Consider the following 23927-nt stretch of genomic DNA (forward strand, 5'->3'; position numbering starts at 1 on the left):
CTCTCAGTCTCTCTCGGCTTTATTCTTATGCGGCATCAAACGGTTCAAGGCCCGACAAACGCATGCGCGGGGCAATATCCGGGCTTTTGCGCGGGGCGCTACCCTTTACAGAATTGGCAATGGCACGAATATGCGCCGGCGTCGTCCCACAGCACCCGCCCAACAGATTGATCAGGCCGCTTTCGGCCCATTCCTTGACCAAAGCCGCCATTTCATTGTCGGTCTGGTCATATTCACCAAATTCGTTGGGAAGGCCCGCATTGGGATAAACCGAAACGCGGCATTCGGCAACACGCGAAAGTTCAACCACATAGGGGCGAAGCTGGGCTGCACCCAATGCGCAGTTAAGGCCAATTGAAAACGGTTTGGCATGACGCACCGAATTATAAAACGCCTCGGTCGTCTGACCCGAAAGGGTACGGCCCGATGCATCGGTAATGGTGCCCGAAATCATCACGGGGATATCTTCGCCGCGTTCTTCGATCACTTCGGAAATCGCAAACAGGGCCGCCTTGGCATTCAGGGTATCAAAAATGGTTTCGACCAGCAGGGTATCTGCCCCGCCATCCAGCAGGCCATTTGCCGCTTCTTTATAGGCAGTATAAAGCTGGTCAAAGGTCACACCGCGATAACCGGGATTATTCACATCGGGCGAAATGGATGCTGTACGGTTGGTCGGCCCGATAGCACCGTTAACAAAGCGCACATCGCCGGGATGGGCCGCTTCCCATTCATCACAAGCCTGACGGGCAAGCTTTGCACTTTCGTAGTTGATCTCGTAAGCAAGGCTTTCCATGCCGTAATCGGCCTGGGCGATGGTCGTGGCACTAAACGTGTTGGTGCCATTCAAATCCGCCCCGGCGGCAATATATTGCAGGTGAATATCCTTGATGATTTCCGGCTGCGTCAGCGACAGCAGGTCATTATTGCCTTTGACATCCTGTTTCCAGTCCGCAAAGCGCTCCCCGCGGTAGTCTTCCTCGGTCAGCTTGTGTTTCTGGATCATGGTGCCCATTGCGCCGTCCAGAATCAGGATTTTTTCTTCGGCGCGCTGTTTCAGCAGGGCGATACGTTTCTGGCGATCAGTCATGATTGGTCATCCTGTCTTTGGGTCGTGGCGGCGCAATGGCACCTTTATATCGGGTCGTCAGGCAGAAGCGGCAACCTGTTTTGCGCGAATGCCCAACGCATGGCAAATGGCATAGGTCAGTTCGGCACGATTCAGGGTATAGAAATGGAAATCATTGACCCCTTCGGCGATCAGGCCTTCAACCTGTGAAATGGCTTCGTGGAAGGCCACCATCCGCCGGGTGTCGGGGTCTTCATCAAGGCCATCAAAACGGTGATGCAGGCGCTGCGGCACGCCCGCACCACACATATCGGCAAATTTCAAAAGCGATGCAAAATTGGTGACCGGCAAAATACCCGGCACAATCGGGGCCGTAATACCGGCCTTGTCGCATTTGTCGCGGAACCGCAAAAATACCTCGTTATCAAAGAAGAACTGGGTAATCGCGCGGTTGGCGCCGGCATCGAATTTGCGCTTCAGGTAATCAATTTCAAAATCGGCGGTCGGGGCATCGGGGTGGGTTTCCGGATAGGCGGAAACGGAAATATCGAAATCCTCGATCTTTTTAAGCCCGGCAACCAGATCAACCGCATAGTCGTAGCCACCTGGGGTGGGGACATATTTACCACCGGCATCGGGCAAATCACCGCGCAGGGCGACAATGGAACGAATGCCTTCATCCCAATAGGTCCGTGCGATCCGTTCAATTTCATCGCGGGTATGACCCACGCAGGTCAGGTGTGCGGCAGCGGCAATACCGGTTTCGCGCTGAATGCGGGTGACACTGGCATGGGTGCGATCACGGGTGGAGCCACCGGCCCCATAGGTTACCGACACAAAAGAAGGTGCCAGCGGCGCAAGCCGGTGGATCGAACGCCACATGGTTTCTTCCATCTTTTCCGTTTTGGGCGGAAAAAATTCAAAGGAAACCCGCAAATCGCGACTGTTAGAGGCGGTTTGTTGAGTGTTGTCACGCACTGGCGTCATTGTCGTCTACCTTGTGTTCAAATGCCCTTGCGGGCGATGTTCGTTATCTTTGGGCCAATACACCACCACATGCAGGCTGGCGAATTGGCAAATTCTGTTAGGTCCTCAAATACCCGGTTACTCGGCAGCCTTCCCGGCCCCTGTGGCGTTCCCGGCCCCGGCGACATTCGCCATGGCCGCACCCACGGCATGGCCACGCCACAGGCACACGGTTAAGGGCTTACCGGGCAGATTAACCACCTCGTCCATGGCAAGTTTCGAGGATGCAAACCAGTCCTTCATCGCGCCATCGTCAAAACCCAGGCGGCGATGGGCGTGCTGTTCGCGCAGTTCTTCCTGATCGTGCGGTGCAAAATCAACCACCAGCAGCGTCCCACCCGGTGCCAGCAGGCGTGCAGCCTCGGCTATCGCGGTTTCGGGTTTTTCGGCGTAATGCAAAACCTGGTGTAATGTAATCACATCAAAGGCCGCATCGGGATAAGGCAGCTGATACATATCAGCCTGGCGCACAAGGCAATTGGCAAGTTCGGCGCGTTGCAGGCGGGCACGCGCCACAGCCAGCATTTCGCGCGACATATCAACGCCCACCCCTTCGGCTGCGGTTTTACCCAGCAGTTCCAGCACCCGGCCCGTGCCGGTGCCAATATCAAGGATACGCTTGCCTTCAAGGTTACCAAGGGCAGCCAGAAGGGCGGCTTCGACTTCCGCCTCGTCAATATGAAGCGAACGGATGGTGTCCCATTCGCCAGCGTTGGCGCGGAAATATTCGGTTGCCACCTGTTCGCGCTGTTTTTTCACCTGATCCAGGCGGGTGCGATCCAGCGACAGGGTTTCATCGTCGCGGGGCAACAAGGCCAATACGGGTGCGACCAGATCAGCCCCCGGCCCGCTATGGGGTGTACGGTAAAAGACCCAGGTTCCTTCGCGAAAACGCACCAGCAGGCCCGCTTCGCAAAGCAGCTTTAAATGACGCGATACACGGGGCTGGCTTTGCCCGATGATCTGCGTGATTTCGCTAACGGTCAGTTCGCATTCAGCACAAATTGCCAGCAACCGCAAACGGGTTGCTTCTGCTGCAGCGCGCAAACCTGCCAGAACCTGTTCCATGACGCTCTCCAATTCCTCATGCAGATATAAAGATATGTTTATGTCTATTCAAGGAAAAAGTAACACCACCCAAACGGGGTGTGGCATAAATGTCATAGCCCGGAGGATAGTCCGCCATAGTTTTTTTGATGTATGGCGTTTAAACGCTCCATATGCTAACCACATGATATACGGGGCATATGCGGTATCGCAGGATGCAGATTTGATGGGTAGCGGGGTTGCAAGAGCAACGACCCTGCTTAAATCTGTAGCCGGGGATATAGCCGGGGGCCTTCAAATAGATTTGTAAACCGTTGGCGAAAAGAATGAATCTGAAAAGCATACGGGCACTTTGTGTTGGGGCATCGTTGTCCGTTTTGACAGCATGTGCGTCGACTCAGCCGGCGCAGGATCAGACTGTTTATGATCCGATCGAACCTGTGAATCGGGTGGTGCACAATGTTAATGGTGCCGTCGATTTCCTGATCCTGTACCCCGCTGCGATGTGGTACGGCGATATTGCACCGCAACCGGTGAAAAATTCTGTCAGAAGTTTTGCCAATAACCTTGGCGAACCGATCAATGCGATCAATGCCCTGCTGCAGGGGGACCCCGAGCAGGCAGCCGCATCGTTGCAGCGTTTTATTGTCAACTCGACCATTGGTCTGCTTGGCTTTAACGATGTTGCGACCGAATTTGGCATTCCCTATCGCGACGAAGATTTCGGTCAGACGCTGGCGCATTATGGCGTTGGTGCCGGCCCCTATATCGTATTGCCGCTTTTTGGTCCGTCCAACCTGCGCGATACCACGGGCCTTGTGACCGACTATCTGATGAACCCGTTCACCTATGGTGCGGATAACAGCGACAAGGTTGCTGCGGCCTATTACGGTGGCATGGTTGCGGGCGCAGTCGATTCGCGTTACCGCAACAATGAAAATCTCGAACAGTTGAAGCAGACATCGCTGGATTATTACGCCGCCCTGCGCAGCCTTTACCGGCAGCATCGCAACAGCGTGATCCGCAATGGTGGCCCGGTCATGAATGATGACCCAAATAATGCCATGAATGCTTCGTTTGATTTCGATGATCAAGATGCCCCGGCAGGAGACAAATGAAACACTTACATGGACGATTTCTGATTGCCGGCCTGATAATGGCCTCGGCAGTTGTTGCCATTCCCTTTGGGCACAGCGCCCAGGCAGCAGCACAGCCGTCCGGCAAACAGTCGGTTATGGAAGTTGCCGCCACCCAGGACCCGAGCGATTTTATCCGCGGGCTGGGTGATGAAGCCATTTCCGAACTGGCCGGCGACAAGATTGACGATAGCAGCCGTCAGGAACGCTTTGTCAATCTGATGGACAAATATTTCAAAATGGACCAGGTGGCCCGTTTTGTTCTCGGTCGTTACTGGCGCAATCTTTCCGATCAGGAACTGGCAAACTTTGCTGACCTGCTTCAGAAATATCTGGCGCTGAACTATGCCAGCAAGTTCAAGGATTTCGACGGCGAGAAATTCGTTGTCGGTGATTCCAACGAAAACAAGAAAGACATCTTCGTCAATTCACAGGTCGTTCGCCCCGATGGACCGCCCGTCAAAATCGTTTGGCGCCTGCGGGAATTTGACGGCAGCCTGCGCATTATCGATGTGTCGATCGAAGGTATCAGCATGGGCATCACCCAGCGCGACGAATTTGCAGCCGTTATCCAGAATAACGGTGGCAAAGTGCAGGCCCTGACCGACATGCTGAAGAAAAAGACCGGCGGGAATTAAACACACGAATCCAACCGGAATCCTTCCACCAAACAAAAAAGGCCTGCCAACCATGTTGGCGGGCCTTTTTATTTGGACACGAAGTCACCTCAGGAACAATCACTTTCAAAAACTATCCTTGCGGATAAAACTTTAATCGAAATTTACGTAGGTTTCACTTACCTTTCCATCAAACAAAAAAATATCAACTGTCAAAAACAAGCTTAAATCAAAATAAAAAAACAGACACAGCCCCACCCCACTTCAAATACAAAAAATCCTTCTTACAGCATTTTTCTAAACTTGTCGTATTCTTGAAAAAGCATAAAGTTGTTGCGCTGTTTTCACCTCTTACTCAACAAGTGCCGGATGGGTGAAACGGTTTAAGGAAACAAAAATACTATCAGTTCAACTCTGCGGAGAAATTCTGATGACTAAGCTTGGGGAAAATGGCCGTATGCGTTTGCATCTGCTGCTTGGGGTTTCAGCAGTTGCGCTCAATATCGCGCTAATGACCGCGCCGCCAGCACAAGCCGCGCCCTGCCCGCTGGAATCCAATACGACAATCACCACAAACCAAAGCTGCATTTCATGGACAGGCGGCGACCTGTCAATCAATTCCGGGGTTTCCGTATCAGGCACAATTACCAACGGCATAAGTGCTTCTGGTGTCGTGGGTAACCTTGAGAATAACGGCGTGATTTCAGCACCGGGAAACGACGGGTTTTACAGCAGCGGCGGAACCATTCAGACCCTTACCAACACAGGCACCATTTCCGGTTTTGTCGGCATTTATGCTGAAAACAGCGCCAGCATATCAACGATCATAAATGACACGAACGGAACAATAACCGGTACCTACACCTTATTCGCATCTGGCAACGCGAACATAAATTCGATTGAAAACAGAGGGCTGATCTCAGGTCAAACGGCTTTATATTTTACCAGCGCAACCATTGGCAGCCTTACCAATAGTGGAACGATTGCAGGTAATATCGACGCCAACATTGACCCAGGCTTGACCATAACAGGTAGCAATTCATCCTCTGCCTATGGTTTATTTACCGGCTCATCTGGCGGCACTTCAAGCAGCGACATCGGAATTATCACCCATACCCTCACAGATTTGACTTTCGATAGCGGCTATATATGGCTGAATGACAATGTTAATGTCGGCGCAAATCACACGGTTAAAGTCAATAACGCGACGATCAAACTGTCCAACACCATTTCGATCACCGGCGACTACACACAGACCGGCGGGGGCTTGGTTTCCTCCATCACCAGCGACAGTCAGTATGGTGCGCTGAATGTCTCCGGTCAGGCCAACATCAGCAACACCACGCTGGTCCTGCAGGGCAGCAACCTCCAGGCGGGTGATCACTACACCATTGTCAGCGTAAACGACCCAAGCGGCAATTCCAGCATAACGTCAGTATCCGTCATCGGCACTAACGGGCTCTCGGCAACAACACAGGATAACGGCGGCAATTTGGTCGTCACTCTGACACAGGGATCTGCCAAATACAGCCCCGTTGGCCAGGCAACGGGCGGGGCCGCATCCTCGTTTGGCAGCGTGCTTGACAAACTTAACGGGGGAAGTTCGCCACAGGCACAAGCTTTCCAAAGCAATGTTCTGGCGGTGATTGACAGCCTGGCAAACGACCAGCAAAAAGGGGCGGCAATCAAACAACTTGCCCCGGCAAACGCAGCCAACACCATGCAAATGTCGGCCCAATCAACCGCTATTGTGCTGGGTGCTGTGGATGCCCACCAGCAACTGGCGATGGGCGGAGATAACGGCATCTATGCCGGCACCGGCAAGGCGGCTGGTAATAGCACCGCCCAAAGCGCACTTTGGGGCCAGTTCCTGGGAGGATCATCCCATTTGGCCGGAAGTTCCGACAATGATGGCTTTACCAGCAAAAGTTTCGGTCTGACATCGGGCTTTGACCATCTGATCACACCAAACCTTCTGGGCGGTGTCGCGCTTAGCTGGCTGCGATCATGGACCGATGGCAGCAACGATTCCAGCGGATCAACCCAGCGCCTTGATAGCTACCAGCTTACAGCTTACAGCACCTATAGACTGGGACGTTTGGCCCTTGATGGACAAGCCGGAGTTGGCTGGAACCATTTTGATCAGAAGCGCAATGTCTCGTTCCTTGGCCAAACAGCCGGTGCCGATTATGACGGACAGCAATATATGGCCCGCACCCGGGCCGGGTATGATTTTTACGTTGGCGCCAATACCACCCTTACGCCATTTGGCAGCTTGCGCTGGATTCATGCTCGCAACGAATCCTATGACGAAACCGGGGCCGGATCGGCCAATCTGTCAGTTGATTCCCAAAATAGCGACGTTGTGACCCAGGAACTGGGCGCACGCGCACAATGGCAGCTTGATACCGCCTATGGCACATTAACCCCCGAAATTTCGGCAGCATGGGTGCATGACTATACCGATAGTGCCCAGACATCGACCGGGCAAATTGGCGGTGCGGCCTATTCGGTTGAAACCGAAGGCCTGCCGTCAGATGGGGTGCATATCGGGGCGGCCCTATCACTGGCTGCAACGGACAGCACCGATATTCGACTGGAATATGATGGCGAAATGCGATCCGGCTATCAAAGCCAGACGGCAACGCTTAAGGCAAACTGGAATTTCTAGGACGGGCGCTGCCCCACAATACCATGATCAAACGGCGACCTCTGGTCGCCGTTTTCTTTTGCCCAAATAAATAAGTTTTGGGAATAAAGGTTATTTTTCTTTGTGAATAACAGCAACGGTTAAAAACGCCATTGCCCGCGCGTATTTTTCCGCAAGACGCTTGGCATCCTGCGGGTTTACCGCATGCAGGCCATCCAGCTTCGCCATATTATGCTGCATATCGGACAGCTTCACGATACGGGCCAGGGCACTTTGCTGCAAACGGGGTAGGTAAACGTCAAAATAATCTTCATCCGCACGGCGCGTCATACCATCCACACCGCTGCGAATGGCTTTCCCAAAGCTTTCTTCGATCTCGGCCAGGGTAACGGGGGTGTCTTCAACAATATCATGCAGCCAGGCAACGATTTCCGCTTCACGGCCATGCACACTGGCGCGCTTTGCCACATCGCTTACGTGGTCGATATAGGGGCGGCCCAGTTTATCGACCTGGCCTGCGTGAAACCGTTGCGCCCATTGGCGCGCCAGTTCAATTTTGTCATCGCCTGAAACCCTACTTTCAACGCCCATGCCTGTCCCCACCCCTTTTCGCTGTTCGTTCACAATCCAGGTTACGTCATGGCGGGCAAAAATGGCAAATGACGGGCATGAAAAAAGGCCACCCGGAAATTCCGGATGGCCCTGATCAGATCGCAGCAGCGATTTACGCCATTAACCGCGGGTCAGCGGTTTGTATTTGATGCGGTGCGGGCGGGTGGCCTCTTCACCGTAACGGCGTTTGTAATCGGCTTCATATTCCTGATAGTTGCCTTCGAACCATTCGACATGCGAATTGCCTTCATAGGCCAGGATGTGGGTTGCGATACGGTCAAGGAAGAAACGATCGTGCGAGATAACCACGGCACAACCGGCAAATTCCAGCAGACCTTCTTCAAGGGCACGCAAGGTATCAACGTCAAGATCGTTGGTCGGTTCGTCAAGCAGCAGAACGTTTGCGCCGGATTTCAGCATCTTGGCAAGATGTACGCGGTTACGCTCACCACCGGAAAGCTGACCGACTTTTTTCTGCTGATCCGCACCTTTGAAGGCGAACTGCGAAACATAGGCACGCGAGCTCATCGGACGTTTACCCAAAAGGATTTCGTCCAGGCCGTCGGAAACTTCCTGCCAGACGGTTTTGTTTGAATCAAGCGCATCACGCGACTGATCAACATAACCCATCTTGACCGTTTCACCGATCTTCAGCGTTCCCGAATCCGGGGTGTCAGCACCGGTCAGCATTTTGAACAGCGTGGTTTTACCCGCACCGTTCGGACCGATCACACCGACGATACCACCCGGCGGCAGACGGAAATGCAGATCATCAAACAGAAGCTTCTCGCCAAATGCCTTGGTCAGGCCTTCTGCGGTGATAACTTCATTGCCCAGACGCTCGGACACCGGAATAACGATCTTGGTTGAATCCGGTACGGCCTTTGCGGCTTCGGCGACAAGATCATCATAGGCACGAACACGGGCCTTGGATTTCGCCTGACGGCCTTTCGGGTTCTGACGGATCCAGTCCAGTTCCGAAGCCAGCTGCTTCTGACGGTTGCCTTCCTGACGGGCTTCCTGCGCCAGACGCTTCTGTTTCTGTTCAAGCCAGGACGAATAGTTGCCTTCGTAAGGAATACCCTGACCACGGTCGAGTTCAAGGATCCAGCCGGTAACGTTATCGAGGAAGTAACGATCGTGGGTAACCAGAATAACAGTACCCTGGTAGTCCTCGAGGTGACGTTCAAGCCAGGCAACAGATTCAGCGTCAAGATGGTTGGTCGGTTCGTCAAGCAGCAGAATGTCCGGCTTGGCCAGAAGCAAACGGCAAAGTGCAACACGGCGGCGTTCACCACCTGAAAGCTTGGTCACGTCGGCATCTTTGGGCGGGCAACGCAGTGCGTCCATCGCAATTTCCAGCGTCCGCTCAAGATCCCAGCCATTGGCGGCATCGATGCGTTCCTGAAGCTCGCCCTGCTCGGCCAGCAGATCGTTCATTTCGTCGTCGGTCATCGGTTCGGCGAACTTGGCACTGATGTCGTTAAAGCGCGCCAGATCGTCAACAACCTGCCCGCAACCTTCCATCACGTTGCCCAAAACGTCTTTTTCCGGGTTCAGCTGCGGTTCCTGTTCAAGGTAGCCGACATTCACCCCCTCTGCCGGCCATGCTTCACCGGCGTAATCCTTTTCGATGCCCGCCATGATTTTAAGCAGCGTCGATTTACCGGCACCGTTGTTCCCGAGAACACCGATTTTAACGCCCGGCAGGAAGGACAGCGTAATACCTTTGAAAAGTTCGCGACCACCCGGAAGGATCTTGGTCAGGTCCTTCATGACGTAAATATACTGGTAGGATGCCATTAAATTCCCCATCCAAAATGAACCGCGCCCCGCGGTTGCGGGGCAAATATTGTGGGCCGTTTGTAACCGAGCTGCCTGCGACAAACAACGGCAAAGAAGCAAAACCGCCAATTTGCAACGCCATGGCAGCCATGCCTGAATGCACCGGGGCGATTCCGCCCACGCCAACCCCCATGGTTTTACCTGATCTGGCATTTGCGGTCCAATGCGCAACCGCAAGCCCGGAAAAAGGCCGAAAACACGCAAGCCCACCCCCAGCCATAACCAGACTTTAGTCGTAGCTGCCCGCTTCCAACACCGGTTGAAAGAACGAAAAACGGCAGTTTTTCAAGCTTTTCACGTTTCAAGACTTATCTGCGCGCCCTGTCATTCGACTAAGGGTTAGTACATGGGCCATACTCAAAGCTGATAGGAAAATTTCATGGTGTGCCGTGCAACCAGCACGATCATGCACCGCATTTTTCTAAAGTCCGGGTGATCAATAACAACATTACCCAGCCCGGCACGGGAAGGTTCATATCCGAGGAAGGAGACGCGCAATGGAAGACAAATCCGGCGCAGAGTACTGGAGACGCAACGTCAAACTGGTGCTGACCCTGCTGGTCATCTGGTTTGTTGTCTCTTATGGCTGCGGCATTCTGTTTGTAGATGCCCTCAATACCATTTCGATCGCTGGCTTCCAGCTTGGTTTCTGGTTTGCCCAGCAGGGGTCGATCTATGTCTTTGTGGCCCTGATCTTCGTCTATGTCCGGCAGATGAACAAGCTGGACCGTGAATTCAACGTTCAGGAAGACGAATAGGCCCACGCAGGCCATTTGTATTGGGGAGCTTTTTCATGGATCTTACGACCCTTACATATATTGCCGTGGGGCTTAGCTTTGCGCTTTATATCGGCATTGCCATCTGGGCAAAGGCCAGCACGACTGGCGAATTTTACGTTGCCGGCTCCGGGGTGAACCCGGTTGTTAACGGCATGGCAACGGCGGCTGACTGGATGTCGGCGGCATCATTCATTTCCATGGCCGGTTTGATCGCCTTTTTGGGTTATGGCGGTTCGGTCTATCTGATGGGCTGGACGGGCGGTTACTGCCTGCTGGCAATGTTGCTGGCACCGTATTTGCGCAAATATGGCAAATTCACCGTGCCGGAATTTATCGGCGACCGTTTCTATTCAAAAACGGCCCGTATCGTTGCCGTTGTCTGCCTGATCTTCATTTCCTTTACCTATGTTGCAGGCCAGATGCGTGGCGTTGGCATCGTGTTTTCGCGCTTCCTGGAAGTCGACATCCTTACCGGCCTGATCATTGGCATGGGCATTGTGTTTGTCTATGCGGTGCTGGGCGGCATGAAGGGCGTAACCTATACCCAGGTCGCGCAATATTGCGTGCTGATCGTGGCCTATACCGTGCCGGCAATTTTCATTGCCTTCCAGCTTACCGGCAATCCGCTGCCGCAGCTGGCATTTGGCTCAACCGTCACGGGCAGTGGCGATTACATGCTTGATCGCCTCAACCAGGTCGTTACCGAACTGGGCTTTCTTGAATATACGACCACCAGCAAATCCACGATCGACATTTTCGCCATTACCCTGGCGCTGATGGTTGGTACAGCTGGTTTGCCGCACGTTATTGTCCGCTTCTTTACCGTGCCCAAAGTGCGCGATGCGCGTTCATCCGCTGGCTGGGCGCTGGTCTTTATTGCCATTCTTTACACCACCGCCCCGGCTGTGGGTGCAATGGCCCGCCTTAACCTGACCCAGACGGTACAAACCGGCCCGGTTGGCTCGCCCGATGGCAACCTTGTGTTTGAACAGCGCCCGGACTGGATGAAACGTTGGGAAAGCACTGGCCTTCTGGCATTTGAAGACAAAAATGGCGATGGCAAAATCCAGTATTACAATGATGCCAATGCCGAATTTGCCGCCAAGGCCGAACAATATGGCTGGAAAGGCAATGAACTGAAGGTCGATAACGACATTATGGTTCTCGCCAACCCGGAAATTGCCCAGCTTCCGAACTGGGTGATCGCCCTGGTCGCAGCGGGTGGTATTGCCGCGGCCCTTTCAACGGCGGCTGGCCTGCTTCTGGTGATTTCGGCCAGTATCTCGCACGATCTGCTCAAAAGCACGTTTACGCCTGATATGACCGAAAAACAGGAACTGATGACTGGCCGTATTGCCGCGGCTGTTGCCATCGGCATTGCCGGTTACCTCGGCTATAACCCGCCGGGCTTTGTGGCACAGGTTGTTGCCTTTGCCTTTGGCCTTGCTGCAGCATCGCTGTTCCCGGTCATTATCATGGGGATTTTCTCCAAAAAGGTGAACCGCGAAGGTGCCATTGCCGGCATGCTGACCGGGCTTGTTTTCACCATGGGCTATATCATCGCCTATAAGGGTGTTTTCATTACCCCGATCCTTGCCAACACCGCCGATAACTGGCTGTTCGGGATTTCCCCGGAAGGCATCGGGTCGATTGGCATGGTGCTTAACTTTGCCGTGGCTTTCATTGTATCGAAAATCACGGCGGCACCGCCGCAGCACATTCAGGACATGGTCGAACAGATCCGTATCCCCAAAGGTGCTGGCGCGGCTGTTGATCACTAAAACCTGCAATGACCATGTCTGGTTGAAAATATTTCAGCCAAATTGATCAGGGACCCCCGCGATGTCAAAGACATGCGGGGGTCTTTTACGTTAGGCTGGGCGCCGGTAAAGTGACATACCATCTGGCAGCCTTGACCGGCCCTTTTGCAACCGGGGAATGACATGAGCCTTGAACTGAAAGACATCCGCGATTTTCTGGCAGCCCACCATCCCTTTGACCTGTTGCCCGAAAGCGACCTGGACCAGATCCCCGGTCGCCTGACCGCGCGGTATTTCCGCAAGGGTTCGGTTATTTTGCAGCCCGATATCACTTGCCTTCATTTGCACATCGTGCGGACTGGCGCAGTTGAAACCCATTCACCCGATGGCCAGTTGCTTGCCCGCCTGTCAGAAGGCGAATGTTTTGGTGTGCGCGCCATGTTTCGCGGCGGCAAGGCCGCCAACCGCATCACGGCCATTGAAGACACCCTGGTTTACCAGTTACCCGAAGGTGATTTTCACGAACTGGCCCGCCAGCACCCGCAATTTGCCTATTTCTTTGAATTGATGGGCGGTGCCCGCCTGCGCGGCGGCATGCAAATGGCCGAAGAACGCGACGAAGACCAGCTAAAACTGATGAGCCTGCAGGTCGGCGACCTGATTGCGCGTGATGTTGTCAGCCTGCCGCAAACCGCAACACTGCGCGACGTTGGCCAGCATATGAGCCGCGAGCGGGTTTCCTGCCTGCTTCTGACCGATGAAAATGGCAAAGTCTGCGGCATTGTGACGGACCGGGACCTGCGCAACCGCGTTGTCGCACAGGGGCTGGATTACGCAACACCGGTTTCCGAAGTCATGACCGCCAACCCCATTTCCATCACCCCCGATGCCTATGCCTTTGACGCCCTGCTGACCATGACACGCCATAACATTCGCCATTTGCCGGTGGTGGCAAACGGGGCGGATACGCCGGTTGGGGTTATTACCACCACCAACCTTTTGATGCGCCAGTCGCTGTCGGCGGTGTATATGGCAGGCCAGATCAGCAAAATGGACAATGCCGGTGATATGGCCGGTGTGATTGCGCAAATCCCCGAATTGCTGCGCCAGTTGATTGATGCCGGAGCAACATCGCAAAATGCCGGGCATATCGTCACCACCCTTGCTGATACGGTAACATCGCGCCTGCTGGAACTGGCCGAAAAGAAATTTGGCCCACCGCCTGTGCCCTATGTGTGGCTGGCGGGCGGTTCGCAGGGCCGGCAGGAACAAACCGCAATATCCGATCAGGATAACTGCCTGATGATGGATGATGCCTTTGACCCCACGCAACATGGTGATTATTTCCGCAATCTCGCGGAATTTGTGTGTGATGGCTTAAACACGGCCGGGTATGTTTACTGCCCCGGCGAGATGATGGCCAAAACCGAAAAATGGCGCCAGCCGGTGGCAACCTGGCGGCAATATTTCACCAACTGGATTCAAAGCCCCGAACCCAAGGCCTTAATGCTGTGTTCCGTGTGGTTTGACCTGCGCCCGATTTATGGCAAAGCAGCCCTTTATGAACAATTGCACCGCCAGATTTTAACCATGGCATCGGACAACCGCATTTTCCTGGCCTTTATGGTCGGCAATGCCCAAACCCATCAGGTGCCGCTGGGCTTTTTCCGAAATTTCGTCATGATCCGCGGCGGCGAACATGACCGCACCCTTGATATGAAACATAATGGCGTGGTGCCGATTGTTGATATTGCCCGCATCCATGCGCTGGGCAATGGCATTTCGGCGGTTAATACCACCAGCCGCCTGCAGGCCGCGATCCACACCACATCAATCAGCGCGCAGGGCGCACGTGATTTGATGGATGCCTATGAATTTATCAGCATCACGCGCCTGAAACACCAGGTGGCGCAAATCCGGTCTGGCGAGAGACCCGATAACTTCCTGCATCCCGAAAGCCTTTCCGCCTTCGAGAGAAGCCATCTCAAAGATGCCTTTAACGTGATAAAAACCTTGCAGTCCGCCCTTGAAAGCAGCTTTGGCAAAAGCGGCACCTGAAAAACAGGCAGGATAAACCGGCCGACAAGCGCGCCTTGCACACAAAAAGCAACGCAGGAAAAAACATGGGTCTGCACGAAAAAATCACGGATAGTCAGCTTTACCGCCGCTGGATAAAAAAGCGCGCGCAAGGCCCGCTGGCCCAGTTTTACGACATTACCCCCGTCGCCCCGGAACGCCGGGTTTCCGACATTGAATTTGTTGCCGTTGATCTGGAAACAACAGGCCTGAATGCCAAGCATGACGAAATTATCAGCATTGGCTGGGTGTTGATCCGCAATCGTGGTGTCGATTTTTCAAGTGCGCATCATAGCCTTGTGCGCCCCACCCGCGATGTCAGCGAAAGTTCAGCGGTAATTCACGGCATTCTTGACAGTCACGTCGCCGAAGCCCCCGATATCGACACCATCCTGCGCCAGTTATTGCCCATTCTGGCCGGGCGGGTGTTACTGGCCCATCATGCGCCCATCGAACTGGGCTTTTTGGGCCGGGCCTGCAGACGCCTTTATGGTGCCCCTTTGCAAATGCCCACGGTCGATACGCTGGTTTTGGGCCTGCGCGATATTCATCGGCAGGGCACCCCGCTTAAAAGCGGCGCGTTAAAGCTGCAAAACCTGCGCAAAACACATAATTTACCGCCCTATCGCGCGCATAACGCCTTGACCGATGCCATTGCCACGGCGGAACTTTTCCTGGCCCAGATCAACAAGCGTGATCCTAAAGGCGAACTTGAGCTCGACCGTGTCCTGCGCTAAGCCATAATTATTATCTTAACGCGTAATCACCGCGCCAGCAGGGACCGGAACCATGTTTGTTTTTATCTTCACAACCATCGTGGTCGGTTTTGCCTGCGCCGGTTTTATCATGCTGGGTTTCCGCCTGAGCGGCCGTAAGGCCCCCAAATATCTGATCCCGTTGACTGCGGCATTGGGGATGTTTGGCTATATGATCTGGGATGATTATAGCTGGTTTGACCGCATTTCGGCCCGCCTTCCCGGCGACGTCACCATTAGCGAAACATTTGCCACCAGCAGTGCCTATAAACCCTGGACGCTACTAAAAGCCCCGATCAACCGTTTCACGGCCTTTGACCAGGGCAAAACCATTGCCAACCCCCAAGACCCGGCGCAAAAACAGATCACCACGGTTTACCTGCAAAAGGGCCATCAGGCGATGGCGACAACCCGCCTGATTGATTGTGACACCAACCAGGCCGGTTTTATCACACCCGATACCGCCCTTGATGAAAACGGCTTTCCCAATGGCGATTTACAAATGACCGCCCTTGAAAAAAGCGACCCGGCGCTACGCTTTGCCTGCCTGAACTGATTTCTCTTATTCCATTAACCCCAAATTCCGTCATCGCCGGGCATTTCGATAACAATTTTGCCAAGTGGACCGGCATCAAGATGGTCCAGCGCGGCAGGTAAGTCCTCCAATACAAAGGTGCGATCAATCACCGGCTTCAGCCCGCTTTGGTCAACTGCGCGCACCAGGCGTTCCAGTGCCAGACGGTGCCCGGTGCCAATGCCATGAATGGTCACATCCTTCATCAGGATCGGCATCAGTGGGGATGAAACCTCGAATCCCTGAAGGGCGCCGATCAGGTAAATATGGCCGCCAACCGCTGCAATTTCGGCAGCGCGGCCCAGATGGGAACCACCCACCAGTTCCAAAATATGGTCCGCACCATAATCATGGGTAATGTCCCATACGGCGTGTGCCAGATCCTGACTGTGCCGGTCAATTACATGATCTGCCCCCAAATTCCGCACGCAGTCAAACTTTTGCGGGCTGCAGGAAACAATCACCGTTGCACCCTGCATTTTTGCAATTTGAATGGCAAACAGGGCCACACCACCACTGCCTTCGACCAGCACAATATCACCCGGCTTTACATGACCGCGTTCGCACAGGGCAAACCATGCTGTCAAACCCGCGCAGGGCAGTGTACTGGCACTAACCGGGCTTAGCGATTTGGGTGCATGGACAAACCAGCTTTCAGGCAGGGCCACATATTGGGCCAGCACACCAGGGTAAAAACCGCCCAATGTCCGATAGGCAGGGAAATGGGCATTGCCAGGTCGCAAACCATCCACCCAGTCCGGGGTGAAGGATGAAATAACGTTATCGCCCAGGCAAAAACGGCCAACACCCTGGCCAACCGCCATCACCTGACCGGACAAATCCGACCCCGGCGTGAAGGGAAATTCAAGCGGCAGGCCACGCCCGGTTTCGATCACCATTTTATCACGGTAATTCAGTGAAACCGCTTTCACCTTTACCAGCACTTCGCCCGGTTTGGGGCTGGGAACGGGTGCATCCTGCAGGGTTAAATGCGCCCGGCCAATGACATTCATCTGCCAGCGTTTCATTGTTTCGGTCATCGGTTACCTCCGTTCATGGAAATACCCGGCGCATTGGCAAAAATGCTGTTCTGCCATTGTCTGATTGCCAATGCAGGAACGTGGCCTTTAACAATTTCGCCGGGCGACTGGCTCCGGAAACTGGCAGATTTGATTGTTATGTTTAATACGATATAATTTTGATTATTTACTGAATAAGGCTCAGCAATATGAAAGGTTCGGAATTTGCCGAGCTAACGGCCTTTATGGCCGTTACCCGTGAACGCAGCTTTCGTCGCGCGGCACAAACGTTGGGCGTAACGCCTTCGGCCCTAAGTCACACCATTCGCAGTCTGGAAGAAAGGCTTGGCGCCCGATTATTAAACCGCACCACCCGCAGCGTCGCGCCGACACAGGCAGGGCAAGCCCTGTTTGACCGGTTGGGACCGGCAGTTGGAGACATCGAAGGGGCCGTGCGCGATGTTGGCGCCTTTCAAACCCAGCCGCGAGGCAATGTGCGCATCAACCTGCCCCGGCTGGCGGCACATAGCGTTATTACCCCGATCCTGGCCGACTTTACCGCAGCCTTCCCCGATATCCAGCTTGACCTGATGATTGATGACAACCTGACCGACGTGGTTGCCAAAGGGTTCGATGCGGGCATTCGTTCAGGCGAACTGGTTGCGCAGGATATGATTGCGCTGAAGTTAACGCCTGATTTGCGCATGGCTGTTGTCGGCTCTGCCACCTATTTTGCAAAAAGGGCCAAACCTGCACATCCAGCCGATTTAAAATCGCACGTTTGCGTCAATTACCGCTGGAATGAAACCGGCGCGCTGTTTCCCTGGCATTTCGATAATGGCCAACAACAAATCGATGTGCAGCTAAAGCAGGCCATGACCGTTAATGACATTGATTTTCTGTGTGATGCGGCCCTTCAGGGTATTGGGCTGGCTCTATTGCCGGAAAGTTTTGTCCAGCCCCATATCGATGATGGGCGGCTTATACGGGTACTTGATGACTGGTGCAAACCCTTCGCCGGTTTTTACCTGTATTACCCTAACCGGACACATATGCCCGCTGCCTTGCGGGCCTTTATTGATTTTATCAAATCTTCGCGAGCAATCCGCCCCTGAAACGACCGTTCGGCGTTTTAAAACCCGTGCGTACCGCCACCGCATACACTGAAAAGCGTAGATAAACGACTACTTCAAGTCTGCCTTCAATGCCTTGGTGCAATTACCCCACAGACAGGCAGTAGCAAATCCGTTGCTTGACGCATCGCTATATTCAATGAAATATAGCGATAATTGATCCCCGAAAACTGGAGCCTTATGAATGTTTAGCCCCCTGCCCCGAACCATGCTGCATCTGGCAGCGGGTATTGGCATGTTGACCCTGCCGGTATTTGCCCATGCCGAAGACATTACCGTTTTTGCCGCCGCCAGCCTGACCGATGCGATGGGCGATGTTGCCAAAGCCTATGAGGCGCAAAACCCTGATGACCATGTGCGTCTGTCATTTGCCAGTTCATCCACCCTTGCGCGTCAGATCGCCGCAGGTGGCCCGGCGGAACTGTTTATTTCCGCCAATGAAAAATGGATGGACTGGCTTTCGGACCAGGACCTGCTTGAAGCAGGCACACGCAGCGACCTTTTGGGCAATTCACTGGTGCTGATTGCCCCGGCGCAAAGCGATCTGGGCAATATCACGCTTGATGACAAAAGCGACCTGACCAGCCTGATTGGCGAAGACGACCGCATCGCCATTGGCGACCCGGACCATGTACCTGCCGGCATTTATGGCAAACAGGCACTTGGCAACCTGGGCATGTGGGAAAAAACCGAACCCCGCCTGGCACGGGCCGATAATGTGCGTGCGGCCCTGGCCCTGGTGGAACGCGGCGAAAGCCCGATTGGCATTGTTTACGGAACCGATGCCGCAATCAGCAAGGGTGTTAAAATCGTTGCGACTTTCCCGGCAAACAGCCATCCTGCCATCACCTATCCGGTTGCAGTGATGAAGGAAATGAAAAACCCGGCATCAACCCGCCTGCTGGCTTTTCTGAAATCATCCGATGCAAGCACCATTTTCAGCCAGTATGGCTTTACCCTGCCCCAACAATAACGACGACCAAATCAGCAAGTAACAGGCCCATCCCCCATGACGCTGTCGCCTGCCGAAATTGATGCCCTGCTGTTAAGCCTTAAAATTGCGGCCGTTGCCGTGGCAGGGGCCCTGCCCTTTGCCATTTTGGCGGCCAGCATTTTGACATTCGGGCGTTTTCCCGGCCGGTTTCTGCTGGACGCGATTGTGCATTTACCGCTGATCCTGCCGCCAGTCGTGATGGGGTATTTACTGCTGATCAGCTTTGGCACCCGCGCCCCTATCGGGGCGTGGCTGCTTCATACATTTGATATTCGCCTGGTTTTCAGCTGGGGCGGGGCGGCCCTGGCGGCAGGTATTGTCAGCTTTCCCTTTCAGGTGCGCGCCATTCGCATTGCACTGGAAAATATTGACCCCGGCCTGCATCAGGCGGCCGAAACATTGGGTGCCGGGCCATTTGACCGGTTTTTCAACATCACCCTGCCGCTTGCCCTGCCGGGCATCATTGCCGGGGCGATTACTGCCTTTAGCGCCAGTCTGGGCGAATTTGGCGCGATCATTACCTTTGTCTCAAACATTCCCGGCGAAACCCGCACCCTGCCGCTGGCGATTTATACCGCCATTCAAACACCGGGAGGCGAACTTGCCGCCGCACGGCTTGCCGCCCTGTCGATTGGCTTGGCCCTGTGCGGATTGATCATTTCGGAAATGACCATGCGCGGTATTCGCCAGAAACTGACCGGGCAGATCCGCCCATGAGCCTGAAGATCGACATTCGCCACCAAGCCGGAAACCTTGATTTACAGGCGCAATTCACGGTGGAACAACCGGGCATCACCGCCCTGTTTGGCCCGTCAGGCAGTGGTAAAACCACCCTGATCAATGCTATTGCCGGTTTGATCCAGCCCGATAACGGCACAATTGCCATTAACGACAGCACGGTTTTTGATAAAGGGACAAAAACCCATTTGCCGCCGCGCAAAAGGCGGGTGGGTTATGTGTTTCAGGACGCAAGGCTGTTTCCGCATTTAACCGTGCGCAAAAACCTGTTTTTCGCCCATCGCCGTGCAACCAACCCATTGCCCGATAATGAAGTTGATGCCGTCATTTCGATGCTGGGTATTGGCAATTTGCTATCGCGCCGCCCGGCCAAACTTTCGGGCGGGGAACGGCAGCGTGTGTCGCTGGGCCGTGCGCTTTTGGGTAATCCGGATATTTTATTGCTCGACGAACCCCTTTCCGCCCTGGACCAGGCACGCAAGGAAGAAATCCTGCCATATCTGGAAGCACTGCGTGATCAACGCCGCCTGCCGATATTATATGTCAGCCATTCGATTGATGAAGTCGCCCGGCTGGCCGATCATATTGTGGTTATGGAAAATGGCCGGGTGCGTGCCAACGGGTCGGTATTTGATATTCTCGCCCGCACGGATTTGGCCCCCTTGACCGGGCAGTTTGACGCTGGTGCCGTTATCCCCGCGACCGTGACCGGGCATGATATCGCAGGTGGCATTACCTATCTAGGCTGTGCAGGGCACCAATTGATTGTGCCGCTGCTGGCACCGCCGGCATCCAAACGGGAACAAAGAACGGGTCAGGATCAGGCACAACCAAGCCCCAATACCCCGCGGCAAACACGCCTGCACATTCGTGCGCGTGATGTCATGATTGCAAAATCGATCCCCGATGCCATCAGCGCCAATAATGTGCTGCCCAGTACCATCATGGCCCTGACACCGGTGGGATCCGGCAGTGTGGATGTTGCCCTTCGTCTGGGCCATGCCAGCACAGGCAAAACCCTTACCACGCCGCTTATTCAGGCGCGCATCACCACCTGGTCGGCACAGCGCCTGTCGCTTGCGGTTGGGCAGCAGGTTTATGCCGTGATCAAATCAGTAATGGTGGATGGAAAATTGCGCGATACCGACGCCTGATCGCCCGTTAAAAACCGACTGACAGGCGCATCAGAGATCGTCATTTTCGGATGCATTCGCAACGGGTGCGCCTTCACCACCTTCCGGGGCAAGGCAGGCTGCAAGGTCGGCAAGGCTGGCCGTCATCGCGGATCTGGCCTGTTGCTCGGCCGCAAGGTAAATGGCAATCACCCGTTCGCCCATTTCAGTAAGCGACGCGCCCCCATGCGCCTTGCCGCCAATGCGGGTTTCAATAACCGGGCTTGCGAAACTGCGGTTCAATTCATCGATCAACAACCACGCCCGGCGATAGGACATGCCCATCTTTCGCGCCGCCGCCGAGATGGAGGCCTCGTTGGCAACGGCGCGCAAAAGGTCGATCTTGCCATATCCCAGGCGAACGCCACCGGGCAAATCGATTTTCAGACGGATTTTCAAGTCATTGGCATGTGTCATGGGCCAAGATTACCCGATCCACAATCGCGTTTCCATATGGCATTAGAGCCGCTTTCCCGGCCCGGCATGACAAGGCACGGCAATGCCAAATTAAATAACAGGCAGAGCCACAAAGTGCGCTGCCTGTCATCCAGTTCCTGCATCAACCGGCTTTTTCAATGGGGGCTGTGATCAATTGACCGGCGTGATCAATGGTTTGCCCGCAAAAAATGCCACCAGATTATCGACAACCAGTTGCCCCATCGCATCGCGGGTTTCAACCGTGCCGCTGGCATGGTGCGGATAGATCACGACATTATCCAGATCGGCAAAAGCCGGGTTCATGTGCGGTTCGTTATGGAACACATCCAACCCGGCCCCGCCAACGATACCATCACGCAATGCGGTGATCAGGGCGGGTTCATCAATTACCGTGCCGCGCGCAATATTCACGACATAGCCCGTCGGGCCAAGGGCACGCAGCACATTCATATCGATCAGATTGCGGGTGGCTTCGCCGCCCGGGCAGGCCACCACGAGCACATTGGCCCAATCGGCCAGTTTCAACAGATCATTGAAATACTGATAGCTGACATCGCCCTGTTCACTGCGGCCAAAATAACCCAGTTCAACGCCAAATGGTTCTGCCCGGCTGGCAATGGCCTTGCCAATACGACCCAGGCCAACAATGCCCACCTTTTTGCGGTTAAGCGTTGTTGTCAGGGGCATGGGGCCGTTTTTCGACCAATTGCCGCTACGCGCCCAGCGATCCCCGACAACAAGGCGGCGCAGGGTTGCCAGCATTAGCATGATCGCGGTATCGGCAACGTCGTCATTTAAAACATCGGGCGTGTTGGTAACACGAATGCCGCGCGCCGTGCAGGCGGCAACATCAATGGAATCATACCCAACCCCAAAGCTGGTAATAACTTCAAGCTTTGGCAATTTTTCAATCAACCCGGCAGGAATGCCCACCCCCGCCGTCGTCATGACCAGACGCACCCGATCAGCAACACTGGCAACCAGCGCGTCCCGGTCGCTGCTTTGGTCAAAACGGTGCAGCACATATTCCTGTGCCAGCTTTTCCATTTGATGCGGACGCGCAGGGGAAACGACAAGAACGTCACGGCTATCAGACATATTATGACTCTCCTGAAAAAAGCGATCCTGATGCCAGACCGGCGCAATCGCCCATTTATCATTGGTATGACCAATAATGCCCAGAAGCGGCAGCAAGATGCAATGGCTGTGGGAAAATTTCCTGTCCATGTGCCATTAAGGCAATGAAATCAAATTTGTTTTATTTTCCCACACAATTAAACCGGGAATGGAGGTGGATGAAAAAGGTTGCCTGAAAACCACCCCAGCACTGGCCAAACCGGCACGGGAAAAGTCAGCATATGAATATTATACAGGCGCATAGAAACGCCTAACCGGCAGCCCTGCAGTATTGTGCCCGGTCCGCCCCCCCTGCTCCGATACACTAGCCTGCATGCTGTTTGACGAAATCGATAAAGGCGCGCAATGCGGCGGGCATCTGGCGGCGGCTGGGATAATAAAGCGACCAGCGATTGGTCGCGGGTGTCCAGTCTTCCAATACCTGCACCAGCTTGCCGGTTTCAAGTTCCGGTAGGGCATAGCCATCGATGATGAAGGCAAGACCAACACCGGAAAGGGCTGCACTGATCGCACGCCTTGCATCACTGGTGGTAAAGCGCCCATCAGGCAGCAGGTTGAATTCTTCATCACCTTTACGGAAATCCCATTCAAAATAGGCCCCGCCGGGAAACCGTATTTTGATGCAGTCATGATTTAGCAAATCACGCGGATGAACCGGCATTTCGTGGGCGGCAAAATAATCGGGCGACCCAACAACGATATATTTCAACGGTTTACCAATGGGGACTGCGATCATATCCCGCGCAATGTCGCTACCGTATCGGACACCCGCATCAAAGCCTTCGCTGACCATATCCACCAGGCTGTTATCGGCAATCAGTTCCACCGACACACCGGGATAGGTTTTAAGAAAAGCTGGCAATAACGGCGACAAGACAAAATCCACCGCAGGCATGGGCGCGTTGATGCGCAAACGCCCCACCGTCTCCCCGCGCAGGGATTGCACTTCATCCACTGCCTCGCGGATATTGTCAAACGAGATACTGACCCGTGACATCAGCATATCGCCAGCTTCGGTAAGGGCGATGCTGCGCGTGGTGCGGTTCAGCAGGCGCATACCCAGCTGGTCTTCGATATTTTGCAAAGCCTGGCTCATGGCCGGGCCGGAAACACCCCGTTCCGCGGCTGCCTTGCGAAAGCTACCAGCCCGCACAATGGCAACAAAGGCTTCAAGGTCGCTGAAATTGATCCGTCGCATTGCCGGTTTCCTGCCATTAATTGCCAAACCCGTTTATCGAACCGACCCAACATGCCCGAAAAAACGCTGGCGCGCATTATTACAATTAAAAAGCAGTGCTTACCATATCAAGAAGATTTAGCGGCATTTTCTTATCCATCTATGTCCGGCAT

The 23927-nt window shown here is 54.3% G+C and carries 21 protein-coding genes; 12 read left to right on the plus strand and 9 right to left on the minus strand.

Translation table 11 applies throughout. The features are described from left to right. Positions 1 to 25: 25 nt before the first annotated feature. The 3 genes from CSC3H3_RS14810 to CSC3H3_RS14820 all read right to left on the minus strand — a co-directional run bounded on the left by CSC3H3_RS14810 (position 26) and on the right by CSC3H3_RS14820 (position 3163). Positions 26 to 1090, minus strand: a complete 1065-nt coding sequence (locus tag CSC3H3_RS14810) for a homocysteine S-methyltransferase family protein (RefSeq protein ID WP_101264825.1) — start codon at positions 1088 to 1090, stop codon at positions 26 to 28. Between the two features lie 57 nt (positions 1091 to 1147). Further along, the gene (gene metF / locus CSC3H3_RS14815; protein WP_101264826.1) at positions 1148 to 2056 is read right to left on the minus strand and encodes a methylenetetrahydrofolate reductase; all 909 of its coding nucleotides are present in this window, start codon (positions 2054 to 2056) and stop codon (positions 1148 to 1150) included. A gap of 117 nt (positions 2057 to 2173) precedes the next feature. Then, positions 2174 to 3163, minus strand: a complete 990-nt coding sequence (locus tag CSC3H3_RS14820; protein ID WP_101285319.1) for an ArsR/SmtB family transcription factor — start codon at positions 3161 to 3163, stop codon at positions 2174 to 2176. 431 nt (positions 3164 to 3594) lie between these two features. Here CSC3H3_RS14820 and CSC3H3_RS14825 point away from each other — a divergent pair, with 431 nt between their 5' ends. The 3 genes from CSC3H3_RS14825 to CSC3H3_RS14835 all read left to right on the plus strand — a co-directional run bounded on the left by CSC3H3_RS14825 (position 3595) and on the right by CSC3H3_RS14835 (position 7566). After that, complete coding sequence (locus tag CSC3H3_RS14825) at positions 3595 to 4260, plus strand: MlaA family lipoprotein (RefSeq protein WP_245881135.1); 666 nt, start codon at positions 3595 to 3597, stop codon at positions 4258 to 4260. Beyond that, positions 4257 to 4916 carry an MlaC/ttg2D family ABC transporter substrate-binding protein gene (locus CSC3H3_RS14830; protein WP_245881136.1) on the plus strand — a complete coding sequence of 220 codons (660 nt, stop codon included), beginning with the start codon at positions 4257 to 4259 and terminating at the stop codon, positions 4914 to 4916. Before CSC3H3_RS14825 ends, CSC3H3_RS14830 begins: the two co-directional genes overlap by 4 nt. Positions 4917 to 5325: 409 nt before the next feature. Next, positions 5326 to 7566 (plus strand): autotransporter family protein, encoded by a 2241-nt coding sequence (locus CSC3H3_RS14835; RefSeq protein ID WP_101285320.1) that lies wholly within the window; start codon positions 5326 to 5328, stop codon positions 7564 to 7566. Between the two features lie 90 nt (positions 7567 to 7656). Here the strand turns inward: CSC3H3_RS14835 and CSC3H3_RS14840 are convergent, their stop codons facing one another. Both CSC3H3_RS14840 and ettA read right to left on the minus strand, forming a co-directional pair. Then, on the minus strand, positions 7657 to 8136 hold the full coding sequence (locus CSC3H3_RS14840) for an HD domain-containing protein (RefSeq protein ID WP_101285321.1): 480 nt from the start codon (positions 8134 to 8136) through the stop codon (positions 7657 to 7659). A gap of 141 nt (positions 8137 to 8277) precedes the next feature. Beyond that, positions 8278 to 9960 (minus strand): energy-dependent translational throttle protein EttA, encoded by a 1683-nt coding sequence (gene ettA / locus CSC3H3_RS14845; protein WP_101264831.1) that lies wholly within the window; start codon positions 9958 to 9960, stop codon positions 8278 to 8280. 539 nt (positions 9961 to 10499) lie between these two features. Between ettA and CSC3H3_RS14855 the strand changes: the two genes are divergently transcribed. From CSC3H3_RS14855 to CSC3H3_RS14875, 5 genes are all read left to right on the plus strand, one after another. Continuing rightward, a complete protein-coding gene (locus CSC3H3_RS14855; RefSeq protein WP_101264833.1) occupies positions 10500 to 10760 on the plus strand; it encodes a DUF4212 domain-containing protein in 261 nt (86 codons plus the stop codon). A gap of 35 nt (positions 10761 to 10795) precedes the next feature. Continuing rightward, positions 10796 to 12562, plus strand: coding sequence for a sodium:solute symporter family protein (locus tag CSC3H3_RS14860; RefSeq protein ID WP_101264834.1), 1767 nt, complete (start codon positions 10796 to 10798; stop codon positions 12560 to 12562). Between the two features lie 162 nt (positions 12563 to 12724). Next, on the plus strand, positions 12725 to 14599 hold the full coding sequence (locus CSC3H3_RS14865; RefSeq protein WP_101285323.1) for a putative nucleotidyltransferase substrate binding domain-containing protein: 1875 nt from the start codon (positions 12725 to 12727) through the stop codon (positions 14597 to 14599). Positions 14600 to 14664: 65 nt separating this feature from the next. Next, entirely contained in the window at positions 14665 to 15354 is a 690-nt protein-coding gene (locus tag CSC3H3_RS14870) for an exonuclease domain-containing protein (protein WP_101285324.1), read from the plus strand. A 52-nt stretch (positions 15355 to 15406) separates the two neighbouring features. Then, positions 15407 to 15928, plus strand: a complete 522-nt coding sequence (locus CSC3H3_RS14875; protein ID WP_101285325.1) for a hypothetical protein — start codon at positions 15407 to 15409, stop codon at positions 15926 to 15928. Between the two features lie 14 nt (positions 15929 to 15942). Here the strand turns inward: CSC3H3_RS14875 and CSC3H3_RS14880 are convergent, their stop codons facing one another. Continuing rightward, positions 15943 to 16986: a zinc-dependent alcohol dehydrogenase family protein gene (locus tag CSC3H3_RS14880; protein WP_172963433.1), complete on the minus strand. Its 1044-nt coding sequence runs from the start codon at positions 16984 to 16986 to the stop codon at positions 15943 to 15945. Positions 16987 to 17174: 188 nt separating this feature from the next. Here CSC3H3_RS14880 and CSC3H3_RS14885 point away from each other — a divergent pair, with 188 nt between their 5' ends. The 4 genes from CSC3H3_RS14885 (at position 17175) to modC (ending at position 20984) form a co-directional block, all read left to right on the plus strand. Next, complete coding sequence (locus CSC3H3_RS14885; RefSeq protein WP_101285326.1) at positions 17175 to 18080, plus strand: LysR family transcriptional regulator; 906 nt, start codon at positions 17175 to 17177, stop codon at positions 18078 to 18080. Positions 18081 to 18282: 202 nt separating this feature from the next. Then, complete coding sequence (gene modA / locus CSC3H3_RS14890) at positions 18283 to 19071, plus strand: molybdate ABC transporter substrate-binding protein (protein ID WP_245881137.1); 789 nt, start codon at positions 18283 to 18285, stop codon at positions 19069 to 19071. Positions 19072 to 19107: 36 nt separating this feature from the next. Then, on the plus strand, positions 19108 to 19809 hold the full coding sequence (gene modB / locus CSC3H3_RS14895; protein WP_101264839.1) for a molybdate ABC transporter permease subunit: 702 nt from the start codon (positions 19108 to 19110) through the stop codon (positions 19807 to 19809). Further along, complete coding sequence (gene modC / locus CSC3H3_RS14900) at positions 19806 to 20984, plus strand: molybdenum ABC transporter ATP-binding protein (RefSeq protein ID WP_101285327.1); 1179 nt, start codon at positions 19806 to 19808, stop codon at positions 20982 to 20984. Before modB ends, modC begins: the two co-directional genes overlap by 4 nt. Positions 20985 to 21014: 30 nt before the next feature. On the opposite strand, the gene CSC3H3_RS14905 is transcribed toward modC, so the two are convergent. The 3 genes from CSC3H3_RS14905 to CSC3H3_RS14915 all read right to left on the minus strand — a co-directional run bounded on the left by CSC3H3_RS14905 (position 21015) and on the right by CSC3H3_RS14915 (position 23775). Further along, positions 21015 to 21419 (minus strand): winged helix-turn-helix domain-containing protein, encoded by a 405-nt coding sequence (locus tag CSC3H3_RS14905; protein ID WP_101285328.1) that lies wholly within the window; start codon positions 21417 to 21419, stop codon positions 21015 to 21017. Positions 21420 to 21590: 171 nt separating this feature from the next. Beyond that, positions 21591 to 22538, minus strand: coding sequence for a 2-hydroxyacid dehydrogenase (locus CSC3H3_RS14910; RefSeq protein ID WP_101286260.1), 948 nt, complete (start codon positions 22536 to 22538; stop codon positions 21591 to 21593). A 343-nt stretch (positions 22539 to 22881) separates the two neighbouring features. Then, positions 22882 to 23775, minus strand: a complete 894-nt coding sequence (locus CSC3H3_RS14915) for a LysR family transcriptional regulator (RefSeq protein ID WP_101285329.1) — start codon at positions 23773 to 23775, stop codon at positions 22882 to 22884. Between the last annotated feature and the right edge of the window lie 152 nt (positions 23776 to 23927).

It is taken from the genome of Thalassospira marina, assembly GCF_002844375.1.
Taxonomy (GTDB): Bacteria; Pseudomonadota; Alphaproteobacteria; order Rhodospirillales; family Thalassospiraceae; genus Thalassospira; species Thalassospira marina.